A 21,579-nucleotide genomic window follows, 5' to 3' on the forward strand; every position below is an offset into this window, starting at 1 on the left:
GGGTGTCCCCGCGCCCGGCATGAAACACAAAGGAACACCGATGCAGACCGCCCCGCTGGATTTCCGCCTGGCCACCCGTGCCGACGAGGAGCTGTTGATCGCGCTGATGCGCGAGTTCTACGCCGAAGACAGGATCGACTTCGATGACGCGCGCGTGCGTCGCGGCGTGGACGCGCTGCTGGCCGATCCGCGCAATGGCGAAGTGCTGTTGTGGATGGACGAGGCGGGCGAGGTAGTCGGCTACGCGGTGATCGCGATGGGCTTCAGCCTGGAGCAGGGCGGCCACTTCATGCTGCTGGACGAGCTGTACCTGAGCCATCGTGCGCGCGGTCGTGGCCGCGGCAAGCAGGCGCTGGCCATCTGCGAACAGCGCGCTCGCGGTCGTGGCGTCAGTCGCCTTCGCCTGGAAGTGAACCACCACAACAAACTGGCACGCCGCCTGTACCTGGCCAGCGGCTACATCGACGATACGCGCGATCTGCTGACCCTGCCGCTCGACCATCCGCGCCCGGAGGGCATCCTGTGAGCGAGGCCCTGCTGCGCGCGCTGCGGCAGCGTGCCGAGCTCAATGCGCTGGTGCGCCGCTTCTTCGCCGAGCGCGATGTGCTGGAGGTGGAAACGCCGATCCTGTCGGTGGCAGGCAACACCGAGCCGAACATCGACAGCTTCCACACCGATTTCACCGGCCATGTCGATGCCGGTGGCCGTCGTCGCTGGCTGCGCACTTCGCCGGAGTATCCGCTCAAGCGCCTGCTGGCGGCCGGTGTGGGCGACTGCTACGAGCTGGGTCGGGTATTCCGCAACGGTGAGGCCGGCGGCCGCCACAACCCCGAATTCACCATGCTGGAGTGGTATCGGGTCGGCTGGGACCACCATCGGTTGGTACAGGAGACCGCCGAGCTGATCGGACAGGCGCTGGCCCTGGTCGGACGCCGTGCAACGCTGCACGTGCTGAGTTACCGTGAGCTGTTCCAGCAGCACCTTGGCGTGGATCCGTTCGAGGCGGATGAGTCCACGCTGCGTGCCGCGTTGGGCGAGGTGCACATTGACCCGGTCGGATTGACCCGTGATGACTGGCTCGACCTGCTGATGACCCATCGTATCCAGCCGCATTTCGACGACGCGGTGATGACCGTAGTGCATGACTGGCCAGCCAGCCAGGCCGCGCTGGCACGCATCCGCGCCGGCACGCCGCCGCTGGCCGAGCGTTTCGAGCTCTACCTGGGTGCAGTGGAGCTGGCCAACGGCTATCACGAACTGAACGACGCCGACGAGCAGCGCGCCCGCTTCCGGCGCGACCAGCAGCGCCGCCACGAACGCGGGCAGGTGCAGCCGCCACTGGATGAGGCGCTGCTGGCGGCGTTGCCAGCGTTGCCGGCCTGTGCCGGCGTGGCGGTGGGTGTCGATCGCCTGCTGATGGCGATGAACCGCACGCCACGCATTGCCGATGTGCTGGCCTACGACTTTGCCCACGCGTGACGCCCGCGTGTTGCTGAACATCGCAGGCTGAACGAAAGGCGGGCTCTGTGCGCTTGCGTCGGTAAGCAGGATGATGCTCTTATCACGGCCAATGCCGGACACTGGCATGCAGTTCATCCATTCCTGCTGGGGAAGGCTTTGGTCAAGTGGTTTGCGGTTGTCGCTGCACCGATGTACTCCATTGCGCTCTGGGGTGCCTGGCTGCCGTCGCCGGCGTCGGCCCAGCAGGTGGGCTACGACGATGAAGTGGTGACCTGCGAGTCCCGCGACATGGGCTGGGTGCACTGCGACATCGATGTGGCCAACGGCGTCGATCTGGTGCGCCAGCTGTCGAGCAACAGCTGCATCCGCGGCAGCGAGTGGGGCACCGACCGCAGCGGCGTGTGGGTCACCCTTGGCTGCCGCGCCGAATTCCGGGCGCGCCGTGCGCAGGGTGCGGCACCTGCGGCAACGGAAGGCAAGCGCCTGGTGCGCCGCGTGGTGCGCTGCGAATCCAATGGCCGTCCGCAGAGTTGCCCGGTACGCCTGGATGGCGCGCCGGTGCGCCTGCTTCGCCAGTTGTCGGTGCTGCCGTGCCGGGAAGGCCAGGGATGGGGCTACAAGCGCAATGAAGTCTGGACCAGCCGTGGCTGCCAGGGCGATTTCGAGGTGGCCGACGAGGATGGCCGCTTCGTCGATGTGCCGCGCCGCCTGACCTGCGAATCGAAGTCGAAGAAGCGCCGCTTCTGCGGCGCGAGCATCTCGGCGGGTGCTGTGGTCTCCGAGCAGCTGTCCAGCACGCGCTGCGAGGAAGGCAGCACCTGGGGCTGGAACCGCAACGGGATCTGGGTGGATGGCGGCTGCCGCGCCGAATTCTCGGTGAATTGAGCCGGGGCAGGCTCCAACCGCGCGGGGCGTGGCCCTACAATGGGCCCATGAACACTGCCTCCGACATCGACTACGCCCGTTACGACCACATCCGCCCGATCCTGTGGACCGGCGATGCCTTGCAACTGCTGGACCAGCGCAAGCTGCCGTTCGTGGTCGAGCACGTGGTCTGCCATGACAGTGACGAGGTTGCCAGCGCCATCCACGCACTGACCGTGCGTGGCGCGCCGGCGATCGGCATTGCCGCCGCCTGGGGCGTGGTGCTGGCTGCGCGCGAGGTGCAGGCCGCAGACGGTGCGCACGCGTTGCAGCAGCTGGAGCCGGCACTGCAGCGCCTGAACGCATCGCGCCCTACTGCGGTCAATCTGGCCTGGGCGCTGGCACGGATGCGCCGTTGCCTGAACGCTGCCGGCGCCGACTGGAAGGCGTTGCTGGAGTCCGAAGCGCAGGCGATCGCAGAGGAAGACCTGGCGGCCAACCGCCACATGGGCGCACTGGGCGCTGGCCTGATCGAGGCTGGCAGCGGTGTGCTGACCCACTGCAATACCGGCTCGCTGGCCACCGCCGGCTTCGGTACCGCGCTGGGCGTCATTCGCGCCGGCATGGCCCAGCACCGCATCGCGCGCGTGTTCGCCGGCGAGACCCGGCCGTGGCTGCAGGGTGCACGCCTGACCGTGTGGGAGCTGCAGCAGGACGGTATCGATGCCACCCTGATCGCCGACTCGGCGGCCTCGCACCTGATGAAGACCGGTGCCGTGCAGTGGGTGATCGTGGGCGCAGACCGCATCTGCGCCAATGGTGATACCGCCAACAAGATCGGCACCTACCAACTGGCCATTGCCGCACGCCACCACGGCGTGAAGTTCATGGTGGTGGCGCCGTCCTCGACCGTGGACATGGAGACCCTGGACGGCAGCCAGATCGAGATCGAGCAGCGCGACCCGGGTGAGCTGTATGGCGTGGGCGGTGCCCGCACCGTGGCCGAAGGCATTGCCGCCTGGAACCCGGTGTTCGATGTCACCCCGGGCGAGCTGATCGACGCCATCGTGACCGAGCGCGGGGTGATCCTGAACCCGACCGCCGAGAACATGCGCGCCGCCTTCGGCGGTTGAGGCGGGCAGGGTTGCGGATGTCTGTAGAGCCGAGCCCACGCTCGACTCAGCCAGCGAATCCGCCGCAGCCGAGCATGGGCTCGGCTCTAGAGGATCGGTGGGGCCCCTAAGTTCCTGATTTGTGCCGGTAAAATCCCCGTAAAGGGAGGCGGAAAACGGCCTGTTGTGGTAGTATCCACAGGTTGAATCGAGGTTCCGGCGCGACCGCCCACGGGCGAATGCGCCGGACTGGACCGCTACCAGACAACGGAACCCGAATGGCAGAAACCGCCAAGGAAATCATCCAGGTCAACCTGGAAGACGAGATGCGCAAGAGCTACCTCGATTACGCCATGAGCGTGATCGTGGGCCGCGCGCTGCCGGATGCGCGCGACGGCCTCAAGCCGGTGCATCGCCGCGTGCTGTATGCGATGAACGAGCTCAACGCACACAGCAACAAGCCCTACTTCAAGTCGGCGCGTATCGTCGGTGACGTCATCGGTAAGTACCACCCGCATGGCGACCAGTCGGTGTACGACACGCTGGTGCGCCTGGCGCAGCCGTTCTCGCTGCGCTACATGCTGGTCGATGGCCAGGGTAACTTCGGCTCCATCGATGGCGACTCCGCCGCGGCCATGCGATACACCGAAGCGCGCATGTCGCGCCTCGCGCACGAGCTGATGGCCGACATCGACAAGGAAACCGTCGACTTCCAGCCCAACTACGACGAAAAGGAACTGGAGCCGACGGTCATGCCGACCCGGTTCCCGAACCTGCTGGTCAACGGCTCGGCCGGTATCGCGGTGGGCATGGCGACCAACATCCCGCCGCACAACCTGAGTGAATCGATCAACGCCTGCATTGCGCTGATCGACAACCCGGAGATCGACGTCGACGGCCTGATGGAGTACATCCCGGGCCCTGATTTCCCGACTGCCGGCATCATCAACGGCACCGCCGGCATCGTCGCTGGCTACCGCACCGGCCGTGGCCGCGTGCGTATCCGTGCCAAGGCCGATATCGAAGTGGCCGACAATGGCCGCGAATCGATCATCGTCACTGAAATTCCTTACCAGGTGAACAAGGCGCGTCTGATCGAAAAGATCGCCGAGCTGGTCAAGGAAAAGAAGATCGAAGGCATCAGCGAGCTGCGCGATGAGTCCGACAAGGACGGCATGCGCATCTACATCGAGATCAAGCGCGGCGAATCTGCCGAGGTTGTGCTGAACAACCTGTACCAGCAGACGCAGATGGAATCGGTGTTCGGCATCAACATGGTGGCGCTGGTCGACGGCCGCCCGCAGTTGATGAATCTGAAGCAGATGCTGGAGGCGTTCGTCCGCCACCGTCGCGAAGTGGTCACCCGCCGCACCGTGTTCGAGCTGCGCAAGGCGCGCGCCCGCGCCCATGTGCTGGAAGGCCTGACCGTCGCGCTGGCCAACATCGACGAGATGATCGAACTGATCAAGACCTCGCCGAACCCGAACGAAGCACGCGAGCGCATGCTGGCGCGCGTGTGGGAGCCGGGCCTGGTCGGTGCGATGCTGGGTGCCGCCGGTGCCGAAGCCTCGCGCCCGGAAGACCTGCCCAAGGGCGTGGGCCTGATCGAGGGCGGCTACCAGCTGACCGAGATCCAGGCCACCCAGATCCTGGAAATGCGCCTGCACCGCCTGACCGGGCTGGAGCAGGACCGCCTGACCGACGAGTACAAGCAGCTGCTGGAAGTGATCGCCGGGCTGATCCACATCCTGGAAGATCCCGACCGCCTGCTGCAGGTGATCCGCGAGGAGCTGGTCAACGTCAAGGCCGAGTTCGGCGACGAACGTCGCACCGAAATCCGCCACAGCGAAGAAGACCTGGACATCCTCGACCTGATCGCACCGGAAGACGTGGTGGTCACCGTGTCGCATGCAGGTTACGTGAAGCGGCAGCCGGTGAGCGTGTACCGCGCACAGCGCCGCGGTGGGCGTGGCCGCAGTGCGGCGGCGACCAAGGAAGAGGATTTCATCGAACAGCTGTGGCTGGTCAACACGCACGACACGCTGCTGACCTTCACCAGCTCGGGCAAGGTGTTCTGGCTGCCGGTCTACCAGCTGCCGGAAGCGGGTTCCAACGCCCGCGGCCGTCCGATCATCAACTGGATTCCGCTGGAACCGGGCGAACGCGTGCAGGCCGTGCTGCCGGTGCGCGAGTACGCCGATGGCCAGTTCGTGTTCTTCGCCACGAAGAACGGTACGGTCAAGAAGACCCCGCTGGGCGAGTTCGCCTTCCGTCTGGCCCGCGGCAAGATCGCGATCAACCTCGATGAGGGCGATGCGCTGGTCGGCGTCGGCCTGACCGACGGCCAGCGCGACATCCTGCTGTTCGCCTCCAACGGCAAGACCGTGCGCTTCGGCGAGGACAAAGTCCGCTCGATGGGCCGTACCGCAACCGGCGTGCGTGGCATCAGGATGCCGGCCGGCGAGGAAGTGGTCAGCCTGATCGTGGCCGAAAGTGCCGGTGGCATCGAGGACGAGAACGAGGACGACAACGGTGTCGAGGAAGCCGCCACCACGGGTGATGCGGTGATCGATAGTGCCGACGACGCCAGCGTGCAGTACATCCTCACCGCCACCGAGAACGGCTACGGCAAGCGCACCCCGCTGCCGGATTACCCGCGCAAGGGCCGTGGCACGCAGGGCGTGATCGGCATCCAGACCACCGAGCGCAACGGCAAGCTGGTTGCCGCAGTGCTGATGGGCTCCCGCGACGAAGTCCTGCTGATCTCCGACGGCGGTACGCTGGTGCGTACGCGTGGCTCGGAAATCAGCCGCGTCGGCCGCAACACCCAGGGCGTGACCCTGATTCGCCTGTCCAAGGACGAGAAGCTGCAGGCGGTGGAGCGCATGGATGCCTCGATCGACGAGGACGAGGACGAGGTGGCAGTCGCCGCCCCGGCCACGACCGACAGCGCCCCGGCTGCGGCCAGCAGCGAGGACGCCGCACAGGACTGATCCTGCCGCGAGCCTGAGGCACCCGACGACGCCGGCCCTGTGCCGGCGTCGTCGTATCCGGATGCCACGCATACGCGCGCGCTTCACGCAGGCGGTGGGATAACGACGGATGCTGCCCCCGGAGATCGACGATGTCCGCCACGCCGCAGTCCGCTCCTGCTCCCGTCCGCGCTTCCCGGCACCCTCTCGTTACCGTGCTGTCGCTGCTGCTGGTCGTGCTCGGCCTGGTCATCGGCGGGCTCGGCGCGTGGCTGCTCAGCCTGGGCGGGTCTGCGTACTACGCCATCGCCGGGGCCGGCCTTCTGGCCAGTGGCCTGTTGTTGTTCGGCAATCGCCGCAGCGGCGCGCTGCTGTATGCGCTGGTGTTCGTCGGCACGCTGCTTTGGACCTGGTGGGAATCGGGTAGCGACTACTGGCGCTGGGTGCCGCGGCTGGGCCTGGTGACCGCGCTCGGCATCGTGCTGGCGCTGCTCGCGCCGACCCTTCGCGAACCGGTTTCAAAGCGCCTGTCGCGCAGCGTGGCGGGCGTCCTGATGCTGGTGTTCGTCGCTGCCTTCGGGTTGGCGTTCGCACCGCATGGTGAAGTGGACGGGCACCAGTCGTTCCCGGAAGGCGCGGCCAGCGCCGGACTGGAACCCACGCGGGATACCACCGGCCTGCAACCGGCCGACCAGCCGGCCGAGGGAGACTGGCCGGCGTGGGGCCGCAGCAATGCCGCCACCCGCTATTCGCCGCTGCAGCAGATCACCCCGGCCAACGTGGCCACGTTGCAGCTGGCCTGGCAGTTCCGCACCGGTGACCTGCCGAAGAAGCGCTGGGGTGCGGAAACCACGCCGCTGAAGATCGGCGACCGCCTGTACCTGTGCACTGCCCGTAACCGCCTGATCGCGCTCGACGCCGCCAGTGGCAAGGAACTGTGGCGGTTCGATCCGAAGGTGAAGGACGCCTCGATCCCGTACACCGCCGCCTGCCGTGGTGTGAGCTACTACGAGCAACCGGCAGCGCCGATCCTGGCCGATGCCACCCTGGCCGATGCCGCGGCTGATCTGGCGTTGCCCGAGCCGCCGACCAGCGTGAGCCGCAGCGCTGCACCGGGCAGCCGTCCGGCGTGCTGGGCGCGCATCATCGAAGGCACGCTGGACGGGCGCATCATTGCAGTGGATGCAGATAGCGGCCGTCCCTGCGCGAACTTCGGCAACAACGGCCAGGTCGACATCACCCTCGGCATGGGTGAGGTGCCACCCGGCTATGTGTCGATCACCTCGCCCCCGGCCATCGTGCGCGGCGTGATCGTCACCGGCCACCAGGTGCTGGATGGTCAGCGCCGCGACGCGCCATCGGGCGTGATCCAGGCCTACGACGCGATCACCGGCAAGCTGCGCTGGGCGTGGGACATGGACCAGCCCGAGCGCAGCGGCCTGCCGCCGCATGGGCAGACCTACACGCGCGGCACGCCGAACATGTGGACCACCGCGACCGGTGATGAGGCGCTGGGGCTGGTCTATCTGCCGCTGGGCAATTCTGCGGGCGATTACTGGAGTGGCTCGCGTACGGAAAACCAGAACCGCTATGCGACGTCGCTGGTGGCGATCGATGTGGCCACCGGTAAGCCGGCCTGGCATTTCCAGGCCGTGCGCAAGGACGTGTGGGATTACGACCTGGGTTCGCAGGCCAGCCTGATCGATTACCCGACGGCGGCAGGCAAGGTGCCGGCACTCCTGCTGCCGACCAAGCAGGGTGATCTCTACATCCTCGACCGCCGCAACGGCCAGCTGCTGACCGCTGCCGAAGAGCGCAAGGTGCCGGTCGGCGGTGTCGAACCGGAACAGCGCTCACCCACGCAGCTGTTCTCGCTGTACCACACGCTGCGCCGCGAGCATGACCTGACCGAGCGCGACATGTGGGGCATCACCCCGATCGACCAGCTGATCTGCCGCATCCAGTTCCGCAAGGCCTATTACGAAGGCTTCTACACGCCGCCGAGCAGTGATCGCCATTCCATCGAATACCCCGGCTACAACGGCGGTTCGGATTGGGGCAGTGTTTCCATCGATACGCGCCGCGGCGTGATCGTGGCCAACTACAACGATATGCCCAACTACAATCGGCTGGTGCCACGTGCCGAAGCCGACCGCCTGGGCTGGCTGCCGCGCGAGAAGATCCGTGCCGACAGGGGCGGTGGCGAGGGGGCCGGCGATCCGCAGGTGGGAACGCCGTATGGCATCCAGGTCAACGCTGGCTGGCGGCTGCCGTTCACGGGTCTGCTGTGCAAGCAGCCTCCCTACGGCGGCATCCGTGCCATCGACCTGCGCACCGGCAAGCTGTTGTGGGATCGTCCGTTTGGCAGTGCGCGTGGCAATGGGCCGTTCGGCATCCGTTCCGGCCTGCCGATCGAGATCGGCACGCCGAACAACGGCGGTTCGGTGGTGACCGCCAGCGGGCTGATCTTCATCGCGGCCGCCACCGATGACCTGCTGCGCGCCATCGACCTGAAGACCGGCAAGGAGCTGTGGCACGCGGCGCTGCCCGCGGGCGGGCAGGCTACGCCGATGGTGTATGAACAAGACGGACGCCAGTTCGTGGTGATCATGGCCGGCGGCCACCATTTCATGGAAACCCCGAACGGCGATTACGTGATGGCGTTTGCCCTGCCGAACTAGCGGTTGCCGGCCTGAACACGGTATGCGGGGCTGTGACCGCTGTCGCTGAAGTTGCGCTGGCGAGTGGGCAGCATCCATCGTCGGACCAGGACGGGGCCGGCCATTGTCCATCCGGCCGATCTGAGCCGGCACGAGTGCCTGGGCTTCGCGCATTCGATCATGCGCACGCGCTGGAGTTTCCGCGACACCGATGGCAGCGTGCTGACCGTGCCGGTGTCCAGCCGCTTCATGGTCAATCAGGCCGAGCCGTTGCTGACCGCGGCCGTCGGTGGGCTGGGGTTGATCCTGCAGCCCCATGAAATGCTCGCCGCCGCGCTGGCGCGTGGCGAACTGGTGGAAGTGCTGCCGGACTACGTGCCGGTGTCGACGTGGATCAACCTGGTGTATCCGCGCGACCGCCAGCTGACGCCCAAGCTGCGCAGTTTCCTGGACTTCTGCGTGGCACGCTTCAGCGAGCAGACGATGGCACGGTGATAGCGCGGTATCGGGTAGCATTCCTGTGACTGCCTGCGAAGGATCGCCCTGAGATGATTGCCCGGTTGCCGCTGCGTAGCGCGTGCCTGCTGCTGGGGCTGCCGGCATTGCTGTTCGCCGCCAACGTGATTGCGCAGCAGACGCCTGCGCAGGCGCTGGCCGCGTGGGAAGCGCAGGGGCGTGCGGACGGCCTGGCGCGACCGGATATCGAATGCCAGGATTTCCTGCAGGCGATGGAGCGGAAGCCTGCGGGACTGGAATACCTGGGCTGCAGCCAGGACGACGCGTCCTACATCAAACCCATGCAGGCCCACTACCGCGTTCCAGGCGCCCAGGCAGTGAAGGTGGAAGCCTATCTGCGCGAGACCTTTGGCACGCCTGCATTGCGCTACGTCTGTTGCGGCTGGAGCAATGGCGCGCCGTACTACTGGCGCGACGGCCCGGATGCGGTGCGGTACCAGATCGGCATGGGTGTGGAATCGCTGCCGTATGAGCGGATCGAATGGCATCGCATCGAGGCGTTCACTGTCACGGTCGAGGTGTTGCGGCAGAGTCCCTAGCGTGGATGCAGTGGGCGGTTCCATCATCTAGGATGCGTCCAGGGATAACCGCGAAGGAGCTGCCATGAAGGCTGTTGGACGCCTGCTTCTCTGCAATGTACTGGCCTGTTCGGTGTTGATGAGCCTTTCGGCTTTTCCGGCAGTGGGCGCACCTTCCAGCGAGCGTGCACATCCGCGTGCGCAGGATGCCATCGATGACTGGCTTGCGGCCTTCAATGCAGGCAGTCTCGATGCGTTGCAGACGTTCGCTGACAGGTATGCGAAGAAGGAAGGCAGCGGTCCCGGGGACTATCTCGAGTTCCGCGAGAGCACCGGCCCGCTGCGCGTACTGGAAACGATCGAGCGCACGCCCGGCCAAGCGAAGCTGCTGGTGATGGGGCAGCTGAGCGAACGTGCGATGTGGGTGACGGCGGTCATGGACCCGATCAATCCGTCGCACCTGAAGCAGTTCCAGATCGAGGGCACTGAAACGCCGGACAAGTACAAGCCGGCACGGGTTGCATTGCCTGCCCTGATGGCCGATGCCGCAGCGAAACTGGAGGCGCTGCGGGCGCAGGATGCGCTGTCCGGTGCGTTGCAGGTGGCACGGAATGGCAAGGTGCTGCTGGACTGGCGCGGTGGCGATGCCGATCGCACAGCTGGAATTCCAGTGGGCGCGGATACGCAGTTCCGCCTCGCGTCCTCCAACAAGATGTTCACTGCCGTGGCCATCCTGCAGCTGATGCAGACCGGCAGGCTCAGTCTCGATGACACGATCGGCAAGCACTTGCAGGACTATCCGAACAAGGCCGTCGCCAACAGCGTGACCGTGCGCGAGTTGCTGTCACATACCAGTGGCCTGGGCGACTTCTTTGGCGATGATTTCGAACAGTATTCCGCGTCCCTGAAGACGCTGGATGACTACGTGCAGCGCTTCGCCAAGGATGCGCCGCAGTTCACGCCAGGCAGCCAGGACAGCTACTCCAACTATGGCTTCATCGTATTGGGACGCATCATCGAGGCGGTATCGGGGCAGTCGTACTACGCATATTTGGAGGAGCACATCCTGCACCCGGTGGGCATGACCGGCACCGGCTTCGAGCCGGAAACAGTGAGCGTTCCAAAGCGTGCCGTCGCTTACACGAAGCACGATGGGCAATGGGTCCGTGAAACGAAGTCGCTGCCCTGGCGCGGCATGTCGGCCGGTGGTGGCTACAGCACAGTGGCCGACATGGTGAAATTCGCCGAGGCACTGCAAAGCGGAAAGCTGGTTTCACCTGCGTTGCTGCAGCAGGCCACTACGGCGCAGAACCACAAGGGCTGGTATGGCTTTGGTTTCGTGGTGCAGGGCGAGGGCAGGGAGCATCAGTACGGCCACGAAGGCGGTGCGCCCGGATCGAACAGTGCCATCGTGGTGCTGCCGGCGCAGGGCTATGTGATCGTTGGCCTGGCCAATGTCGATCCGGATGCGATCGGTAATGTGGTCAACTACATCGCGCGAAGGTTGCCACTGTGAACGCGGTAGGTGCCGTTCATTCCGGTACCCGCACCATCTTCGTCATCAAGTGTTCCACCACACCCGCTGGGTCCGCAGTGCGGCCGACATGCGTGCTCGACATCTGCACAATCGAGCTGCGCTTGGCGGTGAGGAAGTGAAAGCGGGCGCGCGCGGGCAGCTGTGCGATTGGTCCGGCGCTGGCGTCGCCGCGGCAGATGGCCACGATCGCATCCAGCCATGGCTGCAACGCGTCCTGGTCCAGCGCCGGAGCGAACGCGCGCAGGCGTGCCGGATCGATCTCGATGGCCGCTTCCAGATGGCGTGCGCCGGGGCAGGACACGATCACCCCGACGTTGATGAATTCCTCGCGTTCCACCCGCGGTACCACGCGGATGACCGCGTAGTCATACGTGTGCAGCGTGGGCACGGATGGCCTCCTGCACGAACACCGCACGCACTTTCAGGCGATGCTTGAGATAGTCGATGTAGCCCTGGCGATAGGCCTGCGGGCCGTCGAATGCCGGCTCGTTGACCAGCCAGCTGTCCGGCACCAGGCCGACGATGTGCTCGATCTCGGCATCGGTCAGGCGCGCGGCCAGCTCGGCATCCACCTCGGCGATGCGGCTGGCGAACGACAGCAGCACATGGTCGCGGATCAGCACGAAGGGCTTCTCGCAGGCATCGCCGGCATTGGCCCAGTCGTGATGGAAGTACATCGCCGCGCCGTGATCGATCAGGTACAGCTTTCGATGCCACACCATCAGGTTGGGATTGCGCGTGGTGCGATCGACATTGCTGGTGAACGCATCGAACCAGACGATGCGCGAGGCCAGGTCGGCATCCACCGGCATCGCTGCCGGGTCGTAGTTGATCGCGCCGGGCAGGTAGTCCAGGCCCAGGTTGAGGCCCTCGCTGGCGCGGATCAGCTCCTGGATCTCCGGGTCGGGCTCGGTGCGGGCGAACTCGCGGTCCAGCTCGACGAACAGGATCTCCGGAATCGGCAGGCCCAGCGTACGGGCCATCTCGCCGGCGATCAGCTCGGCGATCAGCGCCTTCGGGCCTTGGCCGGCGCCACGGAACTTCAGCACGGCCATGCCGTCGTCGTCGGTCTCGACCACGGCCGGCAGGGAGCCACCTTCCCGCAAGGGGGTGATGTAGCGGAGGGCATGTACGGTGCGCATGGCCGCATTCTAGCGTGGCGTCCGGTGCAGGCGTGCCGCGGCAGGGTGGGCGGCAGCTTAATGAACGGGTACCGCGCGAACCACCTTGTACAGGTCGCCTGCAATCTTCACTTGTTCCTTCCGCGCAGAGTGGCAACATTCGTTCCAACGGAGCAACACACCCGCGTGTGACCTTCAACAGGAGGCCCTCATGCCGCTACAGTGCAGCTGTCACGCTTCACCGTGTATGCAACGCAACGCGTGGTGTTGACCTTGACCTGACACGGTCACGCCATCGGCGCAGATGGCCGTCCCCCACAGTTCCAGACACCTTCCGCCCATCGCGCCCCGGCGTTGCCCGGTTGCTCCTGCGATCCAGCTACTTGCGCCCCAAGAGAGATCCCTGCGTTGCCGTCGACGCTGGCAACGTGGGGCCGCCGAATCCACGCTATCCCCACAGGCTTTGGAGGTGCTCCGATGAACGACGAATTCAATCCCATTCTGCCCCCACTGGACGATGCGAAGGCCGAGGAAATGATCGGCAAGGTCGTGCTGGTGGGTGTCACCCGCTATGGTGGCGACGGCCAGGTGCAGGGTCTGGAGCAGTACGCGGGCACCGTGCTGCGCATCAGTGCCGACGAAGGCGTGGTGCTGGCCGACGAGGACGATGGCCATGAGCGCTACCTGCCGCCCATGCTCGACCAGTACCAGCGGGCCGAGCCAGGCGAATACCGCATGCGGAACAGTGGCATGATCGTGGTCGACCCCGATTACCTGACGGCCTGGGATCTGCACGCCCAGCAGTGATGACAGACCACGCCTGGCAGATGCCGGCCCATCGCCGGCCTCTCCGGGCGTGTCCCACTTTGCCCCATCCGGCCACTAGCCCTTCCGGCCCATTCACCCCAACCCCTGCGGTGCTAGATTCGGGTCCATGCCCGAATCCGGGTACCCATTCACACCCAGGGGATAAGGATGCTGATCCGTCGAACCTCTCTGGCGGCGGCTGTTGCCGTTGCCACCTTCGGCCTGCTTGCCGCAGGCCCGGCGCTTGCCGACTACGCGAAACCGCCGGAACACCTGCTCAAGGTGCTGAAGGCGCCGCCGCCGCCGGCACCGAACGTGGCCCCGGGCGGCCAACGCCTGCTGCTGACCACCGCGCAGACCTATCCGTCGATCAGCCGCGTGGCCGAGCCCTACCTGAAGCTGGCTGGTGTGCGCCTGGAGCCGAAGAACCGCAGCCGCCATGACACCCCCGGTGGCTATGGCATCCCGGCCTGCGTGGCCGACTTCACCCTGGTCGACATCGGCAGTGGCAAGGAGACCAAGGTCAACCTGCCGCAAGGCTGTGCCACCGGCGCGCTGTGGTCGGCCGATGGCAGCCACTTCGCCTTCCAGAATGCGGTCGATACCAGCGTGCAGCTGTGGGTGGGCGATGCCGCCACCGGCCAGGTGAAGCAGGTGCCGAACGTGCAGTTGAACCCGATCTTCGGTAACACCGTGCAGTGGCTGGGCGGCAGCCAGAACCTGCTGGTGAAGCTGGTGCCGGCCAACCAGGGCCCGGCGCCGTCCAACGGTGGCGTGCCGACCGGCCCGGATGCGCAGGAGTCGCTGGGCAGCAGCGGCGAGAGCAGCACCTACGAAGCCCGCGATACGCTGACCAGCGTGCATGACGAAAAGCTGTTCGCCTACTACGGTGCCTCGCAGCTGGCCGTGGTCGATACCGTCGCCAACAGCGTGCGTCCGGTCGGCCAGCCGGCACTGTTCAACGACGTCAGTGCCGCACCCGATGGCGCGCACGTGCTGACCGAATCGATCAAGGCACCGTATTCGCACGCGGTGACCTACCAGCGCTTCGCCAACGACGTGGCCGTGCTGGATATCGCCAGCGGCAAGTCCACGCCGATCGCCAGCCTGCCGCTGGCCGACCGCGTGCCGGTGCACGGTGTGCCGGAAGGCCCGCGCGGTTTCGACTGGCGTGCTACCGATCCGGCCACCCTGGTCTATGCCGAAGCGCTGGACAAGGGCGACTGGAAGGTCAGCGTGCCGCATCGCGATCGGGTACTGATGCTGAAGGCACCGTTCAACGGCAAGCCGGTCGAGATCGCCCGCACCGCACAACGCTTCGAAGGCTTCGCATGGACCGCCGATCCGGCCGTGGCGTTCCAGTTCGAGAACGACGAGAACCGCCACTGGATGCAGACCCGCATCGTCGATGTGGATCAGCCGAAGAAGGAAGGCCGCCTGCTGTGGGACATGTCCAGCGATGAGCTGTACGGCAACCCCGGCAACCTGGTATTCACCCGCCTGCCGAATGGCGCGCAGGTCGTGCGCCGGGAGGGCGATCACGTGTTCCTGAGCGGCCGTGGCGCCTCGCCGCAGGGCGACCGTCCGTTCCTCGACCGCCTCGACCTGGGCACGCTGAAGAGCGAGCGCCTGTTCCGCAGCAGCGCCGATGCCTACGAGCAGTTCCTTGGTTTCAGCAATACGCCTGGGCGCTACCTGACCTGGCACCAGTCGGTGATCGATCCGCCGAATGCCTTCATCCGCCAGCAGGGTGAGGCGGTGGCCGATGCGAAGACCGGCGAGGCGCAGTTCGCGTCCACCGCGACCGCGCTGACCAAGCTGGTCGACCCGACTCCGGAAGTGCGCCAGATCAAGAAGCAGCTGGTGACCTACAAGCGTGCTGATGGCGTGGACCTGTCGTTCACCCTGTACACGCCGCCGGGCTACAAGGAAGGCCAGCGTGTGCCGGCGATCCTGTACGCCTACCCGGCCGACTTCGCCAACGCCGCGCAGGCGGGGCAGGTGTCCGGTTCGCAGCAGACCTTCACCCGCCTGCAGCCGTACCGCCTGATGCTGCTGGCCGGCTACGCGATCATCGACAACGCCTCGTTCCCGATCGTAGGTGACCCGAAGAACGCCTACGACACCTACCTGGAGCAGCTGGAAGCCGACGCCAAGGCGGCGGTGGACAAGGCGGTGGACATGGGCGTGGTCGATCGCAACCGCATCGGCGTGACCGGCCACAGCCATGGCGGCCTGATGACCGCCAACCTGATCGCCCATACCAATCTGTTCAAGGCTGGCGTGGCGACCAGCGGTTCGTACAACAAGACCTTCACGCCGTTCGGCTTCCAGAACGAACGCCGTTCGGTCTGGCAGGCGCAGGACGTGTACCTGAAGGCCTCGCCGTTCTTCTACGCAGACAAGATCAAGCTGCCGCTGCTGCTGGTCCACGGCGAGGACGACGCCAACCCGGGCACCGAGCCGTTCCAGTCGCGCAAGCTCTACCAGGCGATCCGTGGCAACGGTGGCATCACGCGGCTGGTGATGCTGCCGAACGAACCGCACTGGTACACCGCGCTGGAATCGAACGAGCAGCTGGTGGCGGAAATGCTGAACTGGTTCGACACCTACGTGAAGAACGCCAAGTGAAGAACGCCAAGGCCGCCTCCGGGCGGCCTTGGCGTATCGGAGGAGGGAGTCAGACCCTGCACGTTGAATTCATTGCACATTGACAGAGAGTCAGCTCCTTTCGGATGATCGCAGCGTCAGGCAGCATCCAGGAGCGGCATGCGGGATCGGGAGCGATGGATTGTCATGGACGGCCCGGCACGGAGGGCATTGATGGTCGTCCTGCTTGTGTCACTGGCCGGTTGCGGACGCAGTGAAGCCGAGCGGGCCAAGGAAAGGTTGACGGGGGTCATCGGTGGTACTGCACTGAATGCCAGAGCCCAGGCGGTCTGGATCTGGGAGCTCGATCGGGAAGCTGATAGCCAAGGCATCACGCCATGCGGGCCGACCCTGCGCAGTGCAACCTTCCAGTTGCGCTGGCCCGAGATGGCTCCTCGTACGAAAGCCAACCGCGACGATTACAACACCCATCACTCCGGTGGAACGGGTGATTCACAGTGGATCGAGATTGGGATGTCTCAAGGGGGACCGGGGGAGATCGTTTCGTTGCAGGGAACGCGGGAGCGTGCGCTCGGTCGTGATCCGGCATGGGGGATGCCATACCAGGTTTCGTTCGAGTTCGGATGGGATGAGACCTTGGGACTTGAGATGGCACGGCCCAGCGTTTCCGAGCCCAAGAGCTACAATTGGAATCGGATCAATTACTCCGATACCTTCGCGATCGGGGCAACGCCCAACGTGCTGATTCGTTGCATGACCGGGCCGCAGTACCGACCTCCGCACTGGACGCCGCTCTGCGAGGCGACGCTGGAAGATGCCAATCTGAAGCAGGTCCACCTGAGCATCAGGTATCGTCAGAACCTGCTGCCACACTGGCGCGATATCGAGCGTGATGTCCGCCAGTTCCTGCGAAGCGTCCAGAGGGAATGCCCGGTGCCGGGCCACGGGCCTGGCATCGCAGCTGGTACAGCGGCTTGATCGCCTGTTTCGGCCTGCCTGCATTGCGCGGCGGTCCGTGATGCGGCAGGAGCCGGGCAGGAAGGTGCAGAGGCTGCGCAGCTGGCTGCCTGGGTACCGGCGCGGCGGGCGGCGCGCGAGGCCCCCGTGGCGGTTCTCAACAGCACCTGATTGATTCGAAGTGTGCCCTCGTGTCATTGGCCGTTGCGATTGCGTAACCGTATGTGATGCGGGTGCCATGGCGTGCGGAAGCTGCGATACGCTGCAGGCCTGTTGCTGTCTGCCATGGGTTTCACCAATGAAGTCCAAACGTGTTGCCGCAGTGTTGGCGCTGGTGATGACGCCGGGCCTGCACGCCCAATCACTCCCATCCGAACTGGCGCAGCTGGGCATTGTCGCCGGCATGCCTTATGCCAAGGCCAAGCGCCTCATGGATGCGGCAGGGTGGCAGGCGAGTCCGGTCCAGGGCGCGCCCGAGTCACTCGAGGGCTTTCCGGAAGTCGGATGCCAAAAGGGCGCCAAGCAGTGCGCCACGACCTTCGAAAAGGAAGGTCAGCAGATCGCGGTGCGGCTGGGCACTACCCTGGCAGGGCAGCCGTTCGTGCAGGGCGTGGACTGAGCGCTCATTGCGTTCAGGCCAGCGGTAACCGGTCCTGCGCGTGCGACAGCCGATCGTGCAGCTCGCGCACATGCTCGGCCTTGGCATGCACCCGGGAGGTATCGCCGAAGCTGCGCAGGTAGGTGCACGCGGCAAAGCCGGCACTCTTCTTTTCGTACTCGGCAATCCAGGCCAGTCGATCCGGATTGTTGGCCTGTTCGGCTGACCACGCGGCCACCGGCGGCCGGATGCGGTACTTCAGGCCGACGCGCCACGGCTTCGGTGTCAGTCGCGCACGGAAACAATGCTGCAGCCGGCACATGCGCGCGTACAGGGTGTCGGTGCCCAGTGCCTTGAAGAATGCCTGGAGCTGCTCGTCCTCCGGTGAGAACGTGGCATGCATCGCCAGCACGCGCAGCCCGGCGGGTGTGCGGTAGGCACGCAGGTGCCAATCGGGATGCTGTTCGCTGAAGGCGTCCACGCGTTTCAGCGCAAGCCCTTCAGCACCGCCGGCGGCGGCCAGGCGCTGCTTCCGCCGCATCAGCAGTGTCGCGTTGACCAGCAGCACTGCCGCCACGCCCAGTACCAGGCCCACCAGCCAGTGCCAGAGCAGGGTGCCGATGACGGCGCCGGCAAGCAGCACGATCGCAGCCACGATGGCCGGTATCACGCATCCGGCCGGTGGCTGCGCATGGTCGATGTCGGCAAACAGCACGTCGGGGCTGTTGAGGCACAACGCGCCATAGCTGTTGCGGGTGATGATGACATCGCCGTCGCGCTGCACGATCTGCTCGCGGATTGGCACACCCTCCACGCCATAGTTGCTGCGCACTTCACGACGCGGCAGCGCCTGCCCGGCGAGGATGGCATTGAGGGCTTCGTTGGCGCGGCGGTCGGCGTGGGCCTGGGCCTGGGCAGGACCCTCATCGGACCAGCCGAAGCGGCGTACGACCACCGGCCGGCCACGGAAACGGGCCTGCAGGCGGGCTTCGGCCCAGTACGCGGGAACGATCATCATCGTGCGGTGCTCCATCATCCATGGCAGGTGCCTGAGTGAGTCTGGCACAGCCCCGAAGGGCCTGCATGTGCCCGCTGCGGTGGCCGGGGCGGAGTGATAGATTGCGCGCTTCGCATGCACTCCACCAAGGACGGAGCGATGTCCAGTTTCCTGCGTTGCCTGCTTGCCCTGGCCTGTGCCGGGGCGGTCGGCGTGGCGTCGGCGGGTACCCCGCCGGGGCCGCAGATCCTCACCACCGATGCCAGCCGCTTCTACGCGCTCTACGACAGCACCGGCGGCAAGCCCAGCGTCGCCCAGCTGGCCGGTTACCTGGCCGAAGGCAGTCCGGGCCTGAGTGAACTGGCGAAGGCGCGCCGGGTCACGCCCGAACGCATGGCCGAAGCCATTGCCAGCCAGCCCGGGGTGTATGCGCAGGGCCGCAGCTGCCTGGCGGAGCTGCCAGCGGTGAAGCAGCGCCTGGTGCAGGTGTTCGGCAACCTGCAGGCGATCTATCCGCAGGCCGCGTTTCCTCCGGTGACCCTCGCGGTCGGCCGTGGTCGGCCGGTCGGGTTGACCTCGAAGAGTGGGGTGATCATCGGCCTGGAAGCGTTGTGTGCAGCCGATTTCATGAATCCCAACGTGCAGGACCGTTTCGTGCACGTGATCGCGCACGAGTACGTGCACATCCAGCAGACCGGCCTGACCGATTTCGAGCCTGGCGACCCGCATGCGACGGTGCTGCGTGTTTCGCTGGGCGAAGGCATCGCCGAATTCATCGCCGAATTGATTTCCGGCAACGTCGGCAACAGTCGCCATGCGGCATGGACGCGCGGCCGCGAGGTCCACATTGAAAGCGCCTTTGCGCTGGATGTGGACAGTACCGATCTGTCGCCGTGGCTGTACAACTACAAGCCCGGTTCGCAGGAGCCCTATGACCTCGGGTACTGGGTGGGCTACCGCATCGCCAAGGCCTATTACCTGCAGGCCAAGGACAAGCGCGATGCGGTGCGTGCGCTGATCCAGCAGGACAACCCGAAGGCAATCCTGGCTGCCAGTGGCTGGACGCCCGGCATGTGGATGCCGGCCAAGGTGACCGGCGTGGCCGCGCGGTCGGCGGCGCGGTAAGCGCGGGGCCGCGCGCTAGACTGGCCCGGACATTCAAGGGAGAGACCCCATGCGTTCCTTGTCCGGCGGCCTGGCCGCAGTTGCCCTCGGTATCGCGCTGAGCGCCCACGGGGTGGCGGCCGAGATGCCCGCGATCAACCCTTTGCTGCTGGAGCCTGTCGAAAGCCTGCGCGCGGACGAAGTGCGCTTCATGCAGCAGCGCCTGGCCGATTGGCCGCAACTGCAGCGTTATCGCGACGCCAACGCGCGACTGCCTGCCGCTGTACCGGGGCAACCACGCGTGGTGTTCTACGGTGATTCCATCACCGAAGGCTGGGGCAGGGAAGGCAGCGCATCGTTCTTTCCCGGCAAGGGCTGGCTCAACCGCGGCATCAGTGGCCAGACCACGGCGCAGATGCTGGTGCGGTTCCCGCAGGACGTGCTGGCCCTGAAGCCACAGGTGGTGGTGATCCTGGCCGGCACCAACGACATTGCCGGCAACACCGGCCCGTCCACGCAGGCGATGATTGAAGACAACCTGCACGCGATGGTGGACCTGGCACGCGCACATGGCATCACCGTGGTACTGGCATCGGTGCTGCCGGTCAGCGATTACCCGTGGTTGCCGGGCACGGCACCTGCTCCCAAGGTGCGCGCATTGAACGCGGCATTGAAGCGCTATGCCGATGCGAAGCAGCTGATCTATCTGGACTACTACACGCCGATGACCAATGCCGCCGGAGGGCTGGATCCGCAGCTGGCCGAGGATGGCGTGCATCCCACGGCGAAGGGCTATGCGGTGATGGCGCCGCTGGCGGAGGCGGCGGTCAAGCGCGCGCTGCAGCAGAAGTAGCGTCAGCGGGCAGGCTCGCCAGCAACCACTCGCAGAAACTGATCACCAGCGGATCCGCCGCGCTGTCCTCGTGCACCAGCCAGCTCCAGCGCGGGCCGCGCACGCGTGCATCATCCAGGGGTCGCAGCAGCCCTTGTTCACAGGCGCGTGCGGCCAGCAGCTCGCTGACCAGCGCGATGCCCAGCCCTTGGCAGGCAGCATCCAGCAGCTGCCCGGGCTCGGAGAAATTCATGCCTTCGCGGCGCTGGCCAACATCGGCGCCACCTTGGACCTGCCACTGGCTCCAGTCCATTTCGCGCTCGCCATGCAGGGTGAGGCGTTCGTGCGTGGGCGTGGCCAGAAGGTCGGGATGGCAGGCCGGATAGAGGCGGTCCTGCAGCAGCACGCGGTGCTGGCACTGCGCCTGTGAGTCGAGGTCATCGCGTACCGCTACGTCCAGCGTCTGCGTGGTCATGTCCGGCGCTTCCTCGCTTGTCAGCAGCCACAGGTCGGCGCCGGGGTGCAGGCGGTGGAAGCTGGCCAGGCGCGGCACCAGCCAATGGCGGGCGAAGGCCGGGCTGGTGTTGACGATCAGTTGATTCGGCTTGCGGTACTGATCGAGCCGGCGGATGCCGCTGGCCAGCTGCCGCAGCAGGGACTGGGTGGTTTCCAGCAGGTCGATGCCGGCGTCGGTAAGGGTGACGCTGCGGCCCTGCCGGAAGAACAACGGCTGTTGTAGCGACGCCTCCAGGCCCCGGATCTGCTGGCTGATGGCCGACTGGGTCAGGTGCAGTTCCTCAGCCGCACGGTGGAAGCTGCCGAGCCGGGCGGCAGCCTCGAAACCCCGCAGGGCGTTCAGCGGTGGCCAGTGCTTGAGCATTCCAATAAGTAAAACTGTTCAATTGTTGGCTGA

The 21,579-nt window shown here is 66.0% G+C and carries 19 protein-coding genes; 15 read left to right on the top strand and 4 right to left on the bottom strand.

The features are described from left to right. Positions 1 to 40: 40 nt before the first annotated feature. From AC5P74_RS05445 to AC5P74_RS05485, 9 genes are all read left to right on the top strand, one after another. A complete protein-coding gene (locus tag AC5P74_RS05445) occupies positions 41 to 526 on the top strand; it encodes a GNAT family N-acetyltransferase (protein WP_346607433.1) in 486 nt (161 codons plus the stop codon). Then, positions 523 to 1,479 carry an EF-P lysine aminoacylase EpmA gene (gene epmA, locus AC5P74_RS05450; RefSeq protein WP_346607434.1) on the top strand — a complete coding sequence of 319 codons (957 nt, stop codon included), beginning with the start codon at positions 523 to 525 and terminating at the stop codon, positions 1,477 to 1,479. The genes AC5P74_RS05445 and epmA overlap by 4 nt, the downstream gene beginning before the upstream one ends. A 138-nt stretch (positions 1,480 to 1,617) precedes the next feature. After that, complete coding sequence (locus tag AC5P74_RS05455) at positions 1,618 to 2,346, top strand: DUF3011 domain-containing protein (protein ID WP_495204835.1); 729 nt, start codon at positions 1,618 to 1,620, stop codon at positions 2,344 to 2,346. Between the two features lie 47 nt (positions 2,347 to 2,393). Further along, on the top strand, positions 2,394 to 3,458 hold the full coding sequence (mtnA, locus tag AC5P74_RS05460; protein ID WP_346607435.1) for an S-methyl-5-thioribose-1-phosphate isomerase: 1,065 nt from the start codon (positions 2,394 to 2,396) through the stop codon (positions 3,456 to 3,458). A gap of 257 nt (positions 3,459 to 3,715) precedes the next feature. After that, positions 3,716 to 6,430 (top strand): DNA gyrase subunit A, encoded by a 2,715-nt coding sequence (gyrA, locus tag AC5P74_RS05465; protein ID WP_053497326.1) that lies wholly within the window; start codon positions 3,716 to 3,718, stop codon positions 6,428 to 6,430. Positions 6,431 to 6,561: 131 nt separating this feature from the next. After that, the gene (locus AC5P74_RS05470; RefSeq protein ID WP_206620440.1) at positions 6,562 to 9,090 is read left to right on the top strand and encodes a membrane-bound PQQ-dependent dehydrogenase, glucose/quinate/shikimate family; all 2,529 of its coding nucleotides are present in this window, start codon (positions 6,562 to 6,564) and stop codon (positions 9,088 to 9,090) included. 63 nt (positions 9,091 to 9,153) lie between these two features. Further along, positions 9,154 to 9,564 (top strand): LysR substrate-binding domain-containing protein, encoded by a 411-nt coding sequence (locus AC5P74_RS05475; protein WP_235642163.1) that lies wholly within the window; start codon positions 9,154 to 9,156, stop codon positions 9,562 to 9,564. 53 nt (positions 9,565 to 9,617) lie between these two features. Next, complete coding sequence (locus AC5P74_RS05480) at positions 9,618 to 10,124, top strand: DUF4952 domain-containing protein (protein ID WP_206620439.1); 507 nt, start codon at positions 9,618 to 9,620, stop codon at positions 10,122 to 10,124. Between the two features lie 64 nt (positions 10,125 to 10,188). After that, complete coding sequence (locus AC5P74_RS05485; RefSeq protein WP_053497320.1) at positions 10,189 to 11,619, top strand: serine hydrolase domain-containing protein; 1,431 nt, start codon at positions 10,189 to 10,191, stop codon at positions 11,617 to 11,619. Between the two features lie 16 nt (positions 11,620 to 11,635). On the opposite strand, the gene AC5P74_RS05490 is transcribed toward AC5P74_RS05485, so the two are convergent. Then, complete coding sequence (locus AC5P74_RS05490) at positions 11,636 to 12,028, bottom strand: DUF3037 domain-containing protein (RefSeq protein ID WP_053497318.1); 393 nt, start codon at positions 12,026 to 12,028, stop codon at positions 11,636 to 11,638. After that, positions 12,006 to 12,782 carry a HipA family kinase gene (locus AC5P74_RS05495; RefSeq protein WP_053497316.1) on the bottom strand — a complete coding sequence of 259 codons (777 nt, stop codon included), beginning with the start codon at positions 12,780 to 12,782 and terminating at the stop codon, positions 12,006 to 12,008. The genes AC5P74_RS05490 and AC5P74_RS05495 overlap by 23 nt, the downstream gene beginning before the upstream one ends. Before the next feature lie 456 nt (positions 12,783 to 13,238). On the opposite strand from AC5P74_RS05495, the gene AC5P74_RS05500 reads away from it, so the two are divergent. The 4 genes from AC5P74_RS05500 (at position 13,239) to AC5P74_RS05515 (ending at position 17,754) form a co-directional block, all read left to right on the top strand. Then, positions 13,239 to 13,568, top strand: coding sequence for a hypothetical protein (locus tag AC5P74_RS05500; RefSeq protein ID WP_053497315.1), 330 nt, complete (start codon positions 13,239 to 13,241; stop codon positions 13,566 to 13,568). A gap of 168 nt (positions 13,569 to 13,736) precedes the next feature. Continuing rightward, positions 13,737 to 16,199: a S9 family peptidase gene (locus tag AC5P74_RS05505; protein WP_495204834.1), complete on the top strand. Its 2,463-nt coding sequence runs from the start codon at positions 13,737 to 13,739 to the stop codon at positions 16,197 to 16,199. Between the two features lie 192 nt (positions 16,200 to 16,391). Continuing rightward, complete coding sequence (locus AC5P74_RS05510) at positions 16,392 to 17,156, top strand: hypothetical protein (RefSeq protein WP_229765992.1); 765 nt, start codon at positions 16,392 to 16,394, stop codon at positions 17,154 to 17,156. 277 nt (positions 17,157 to 17,433) lie between these two features. Then, a complete protein-coding gene (locus AC5P74_RS05515) occupies positions 17,434 to 17,754 on the top strand; it encodes a hypothetical protein (RefSeq protein WP_053497309.1) in 321 nt (106 codons plus the stop codon). Between the two features lie 13 nt (positions 17,755 to 17,767). On the opposite strand, the gene AC5P74_RS05520 is transcribed toward AC5P74_RS05515, so the two are convergent. After that, complete coding sequence (locus AC5P74_RS05520; protein WP_171957323.1) at positions 17,768 to 18,751, bottom strand: hypothetical protein; 984 nt, start codon at positions 18,749 to 18,751, stop codon at positions 17,768 to 17,770. Between the two features lie 138 nt (positions 18,752 to 18,889). Here AC5P74_RS05520 and AC5P74_RS05525 point away from each other — a divergent pair, with 138 nt between their 5' ends. Beyond that, positions 18,890 to 19,855 carry a DUF2268 domain-containing putative Zn-dependent protease gene (locus AC5P74_RS05525; protein WP_053497308.1) on the top strand — a complete coding sequence of 322 codons (966 nt, stop codon included), beginning with the start codon at positions 18,890 to 18,892 and terminating at the stop codon, positions 19,853 to 19,855. 49 nt (positions 19,856 to 19,904) lie between these two features. Beyond that, positions 19,905 to 20,687 carry an SGNH/GDSL hydrolase family protein gene (locus AC5P74_RS05530; protein ID WP_495204833.1) on the top strand — a complete coding sequence of 261 codons (783 nt, stop codon included), beginning with the start codon at positions 19,905 to 19,907 and terminating at the stop codon, positions 20,685 to 20,687. Here AC5P74_RS05530 and AC5P74_RS05535 read toward each other — a convergent pair. Next, positions 20,662 to 21,546, bottom strand: coding sequence for a LysR substrate-binding domain-containing protein (locus tag AC5P74_RS05535; protein ID WP_495204832.1), 885 nt, complete (start codon positions 21,544 to 21,546; stop codon positions 20,662 to 20,664). The two genes, AC5P74_RS05530 and AC5P74_RS05535, sit on opposite strands and share 26 nt — an antisense overlap. Between the last annotated feature and the right edge of the window lie 33 nt (positions 21,547 to 21,579).

This window comes from Stenotrophomonas sp. YJH_SMC_94-11, assembly GCF_059370435.1.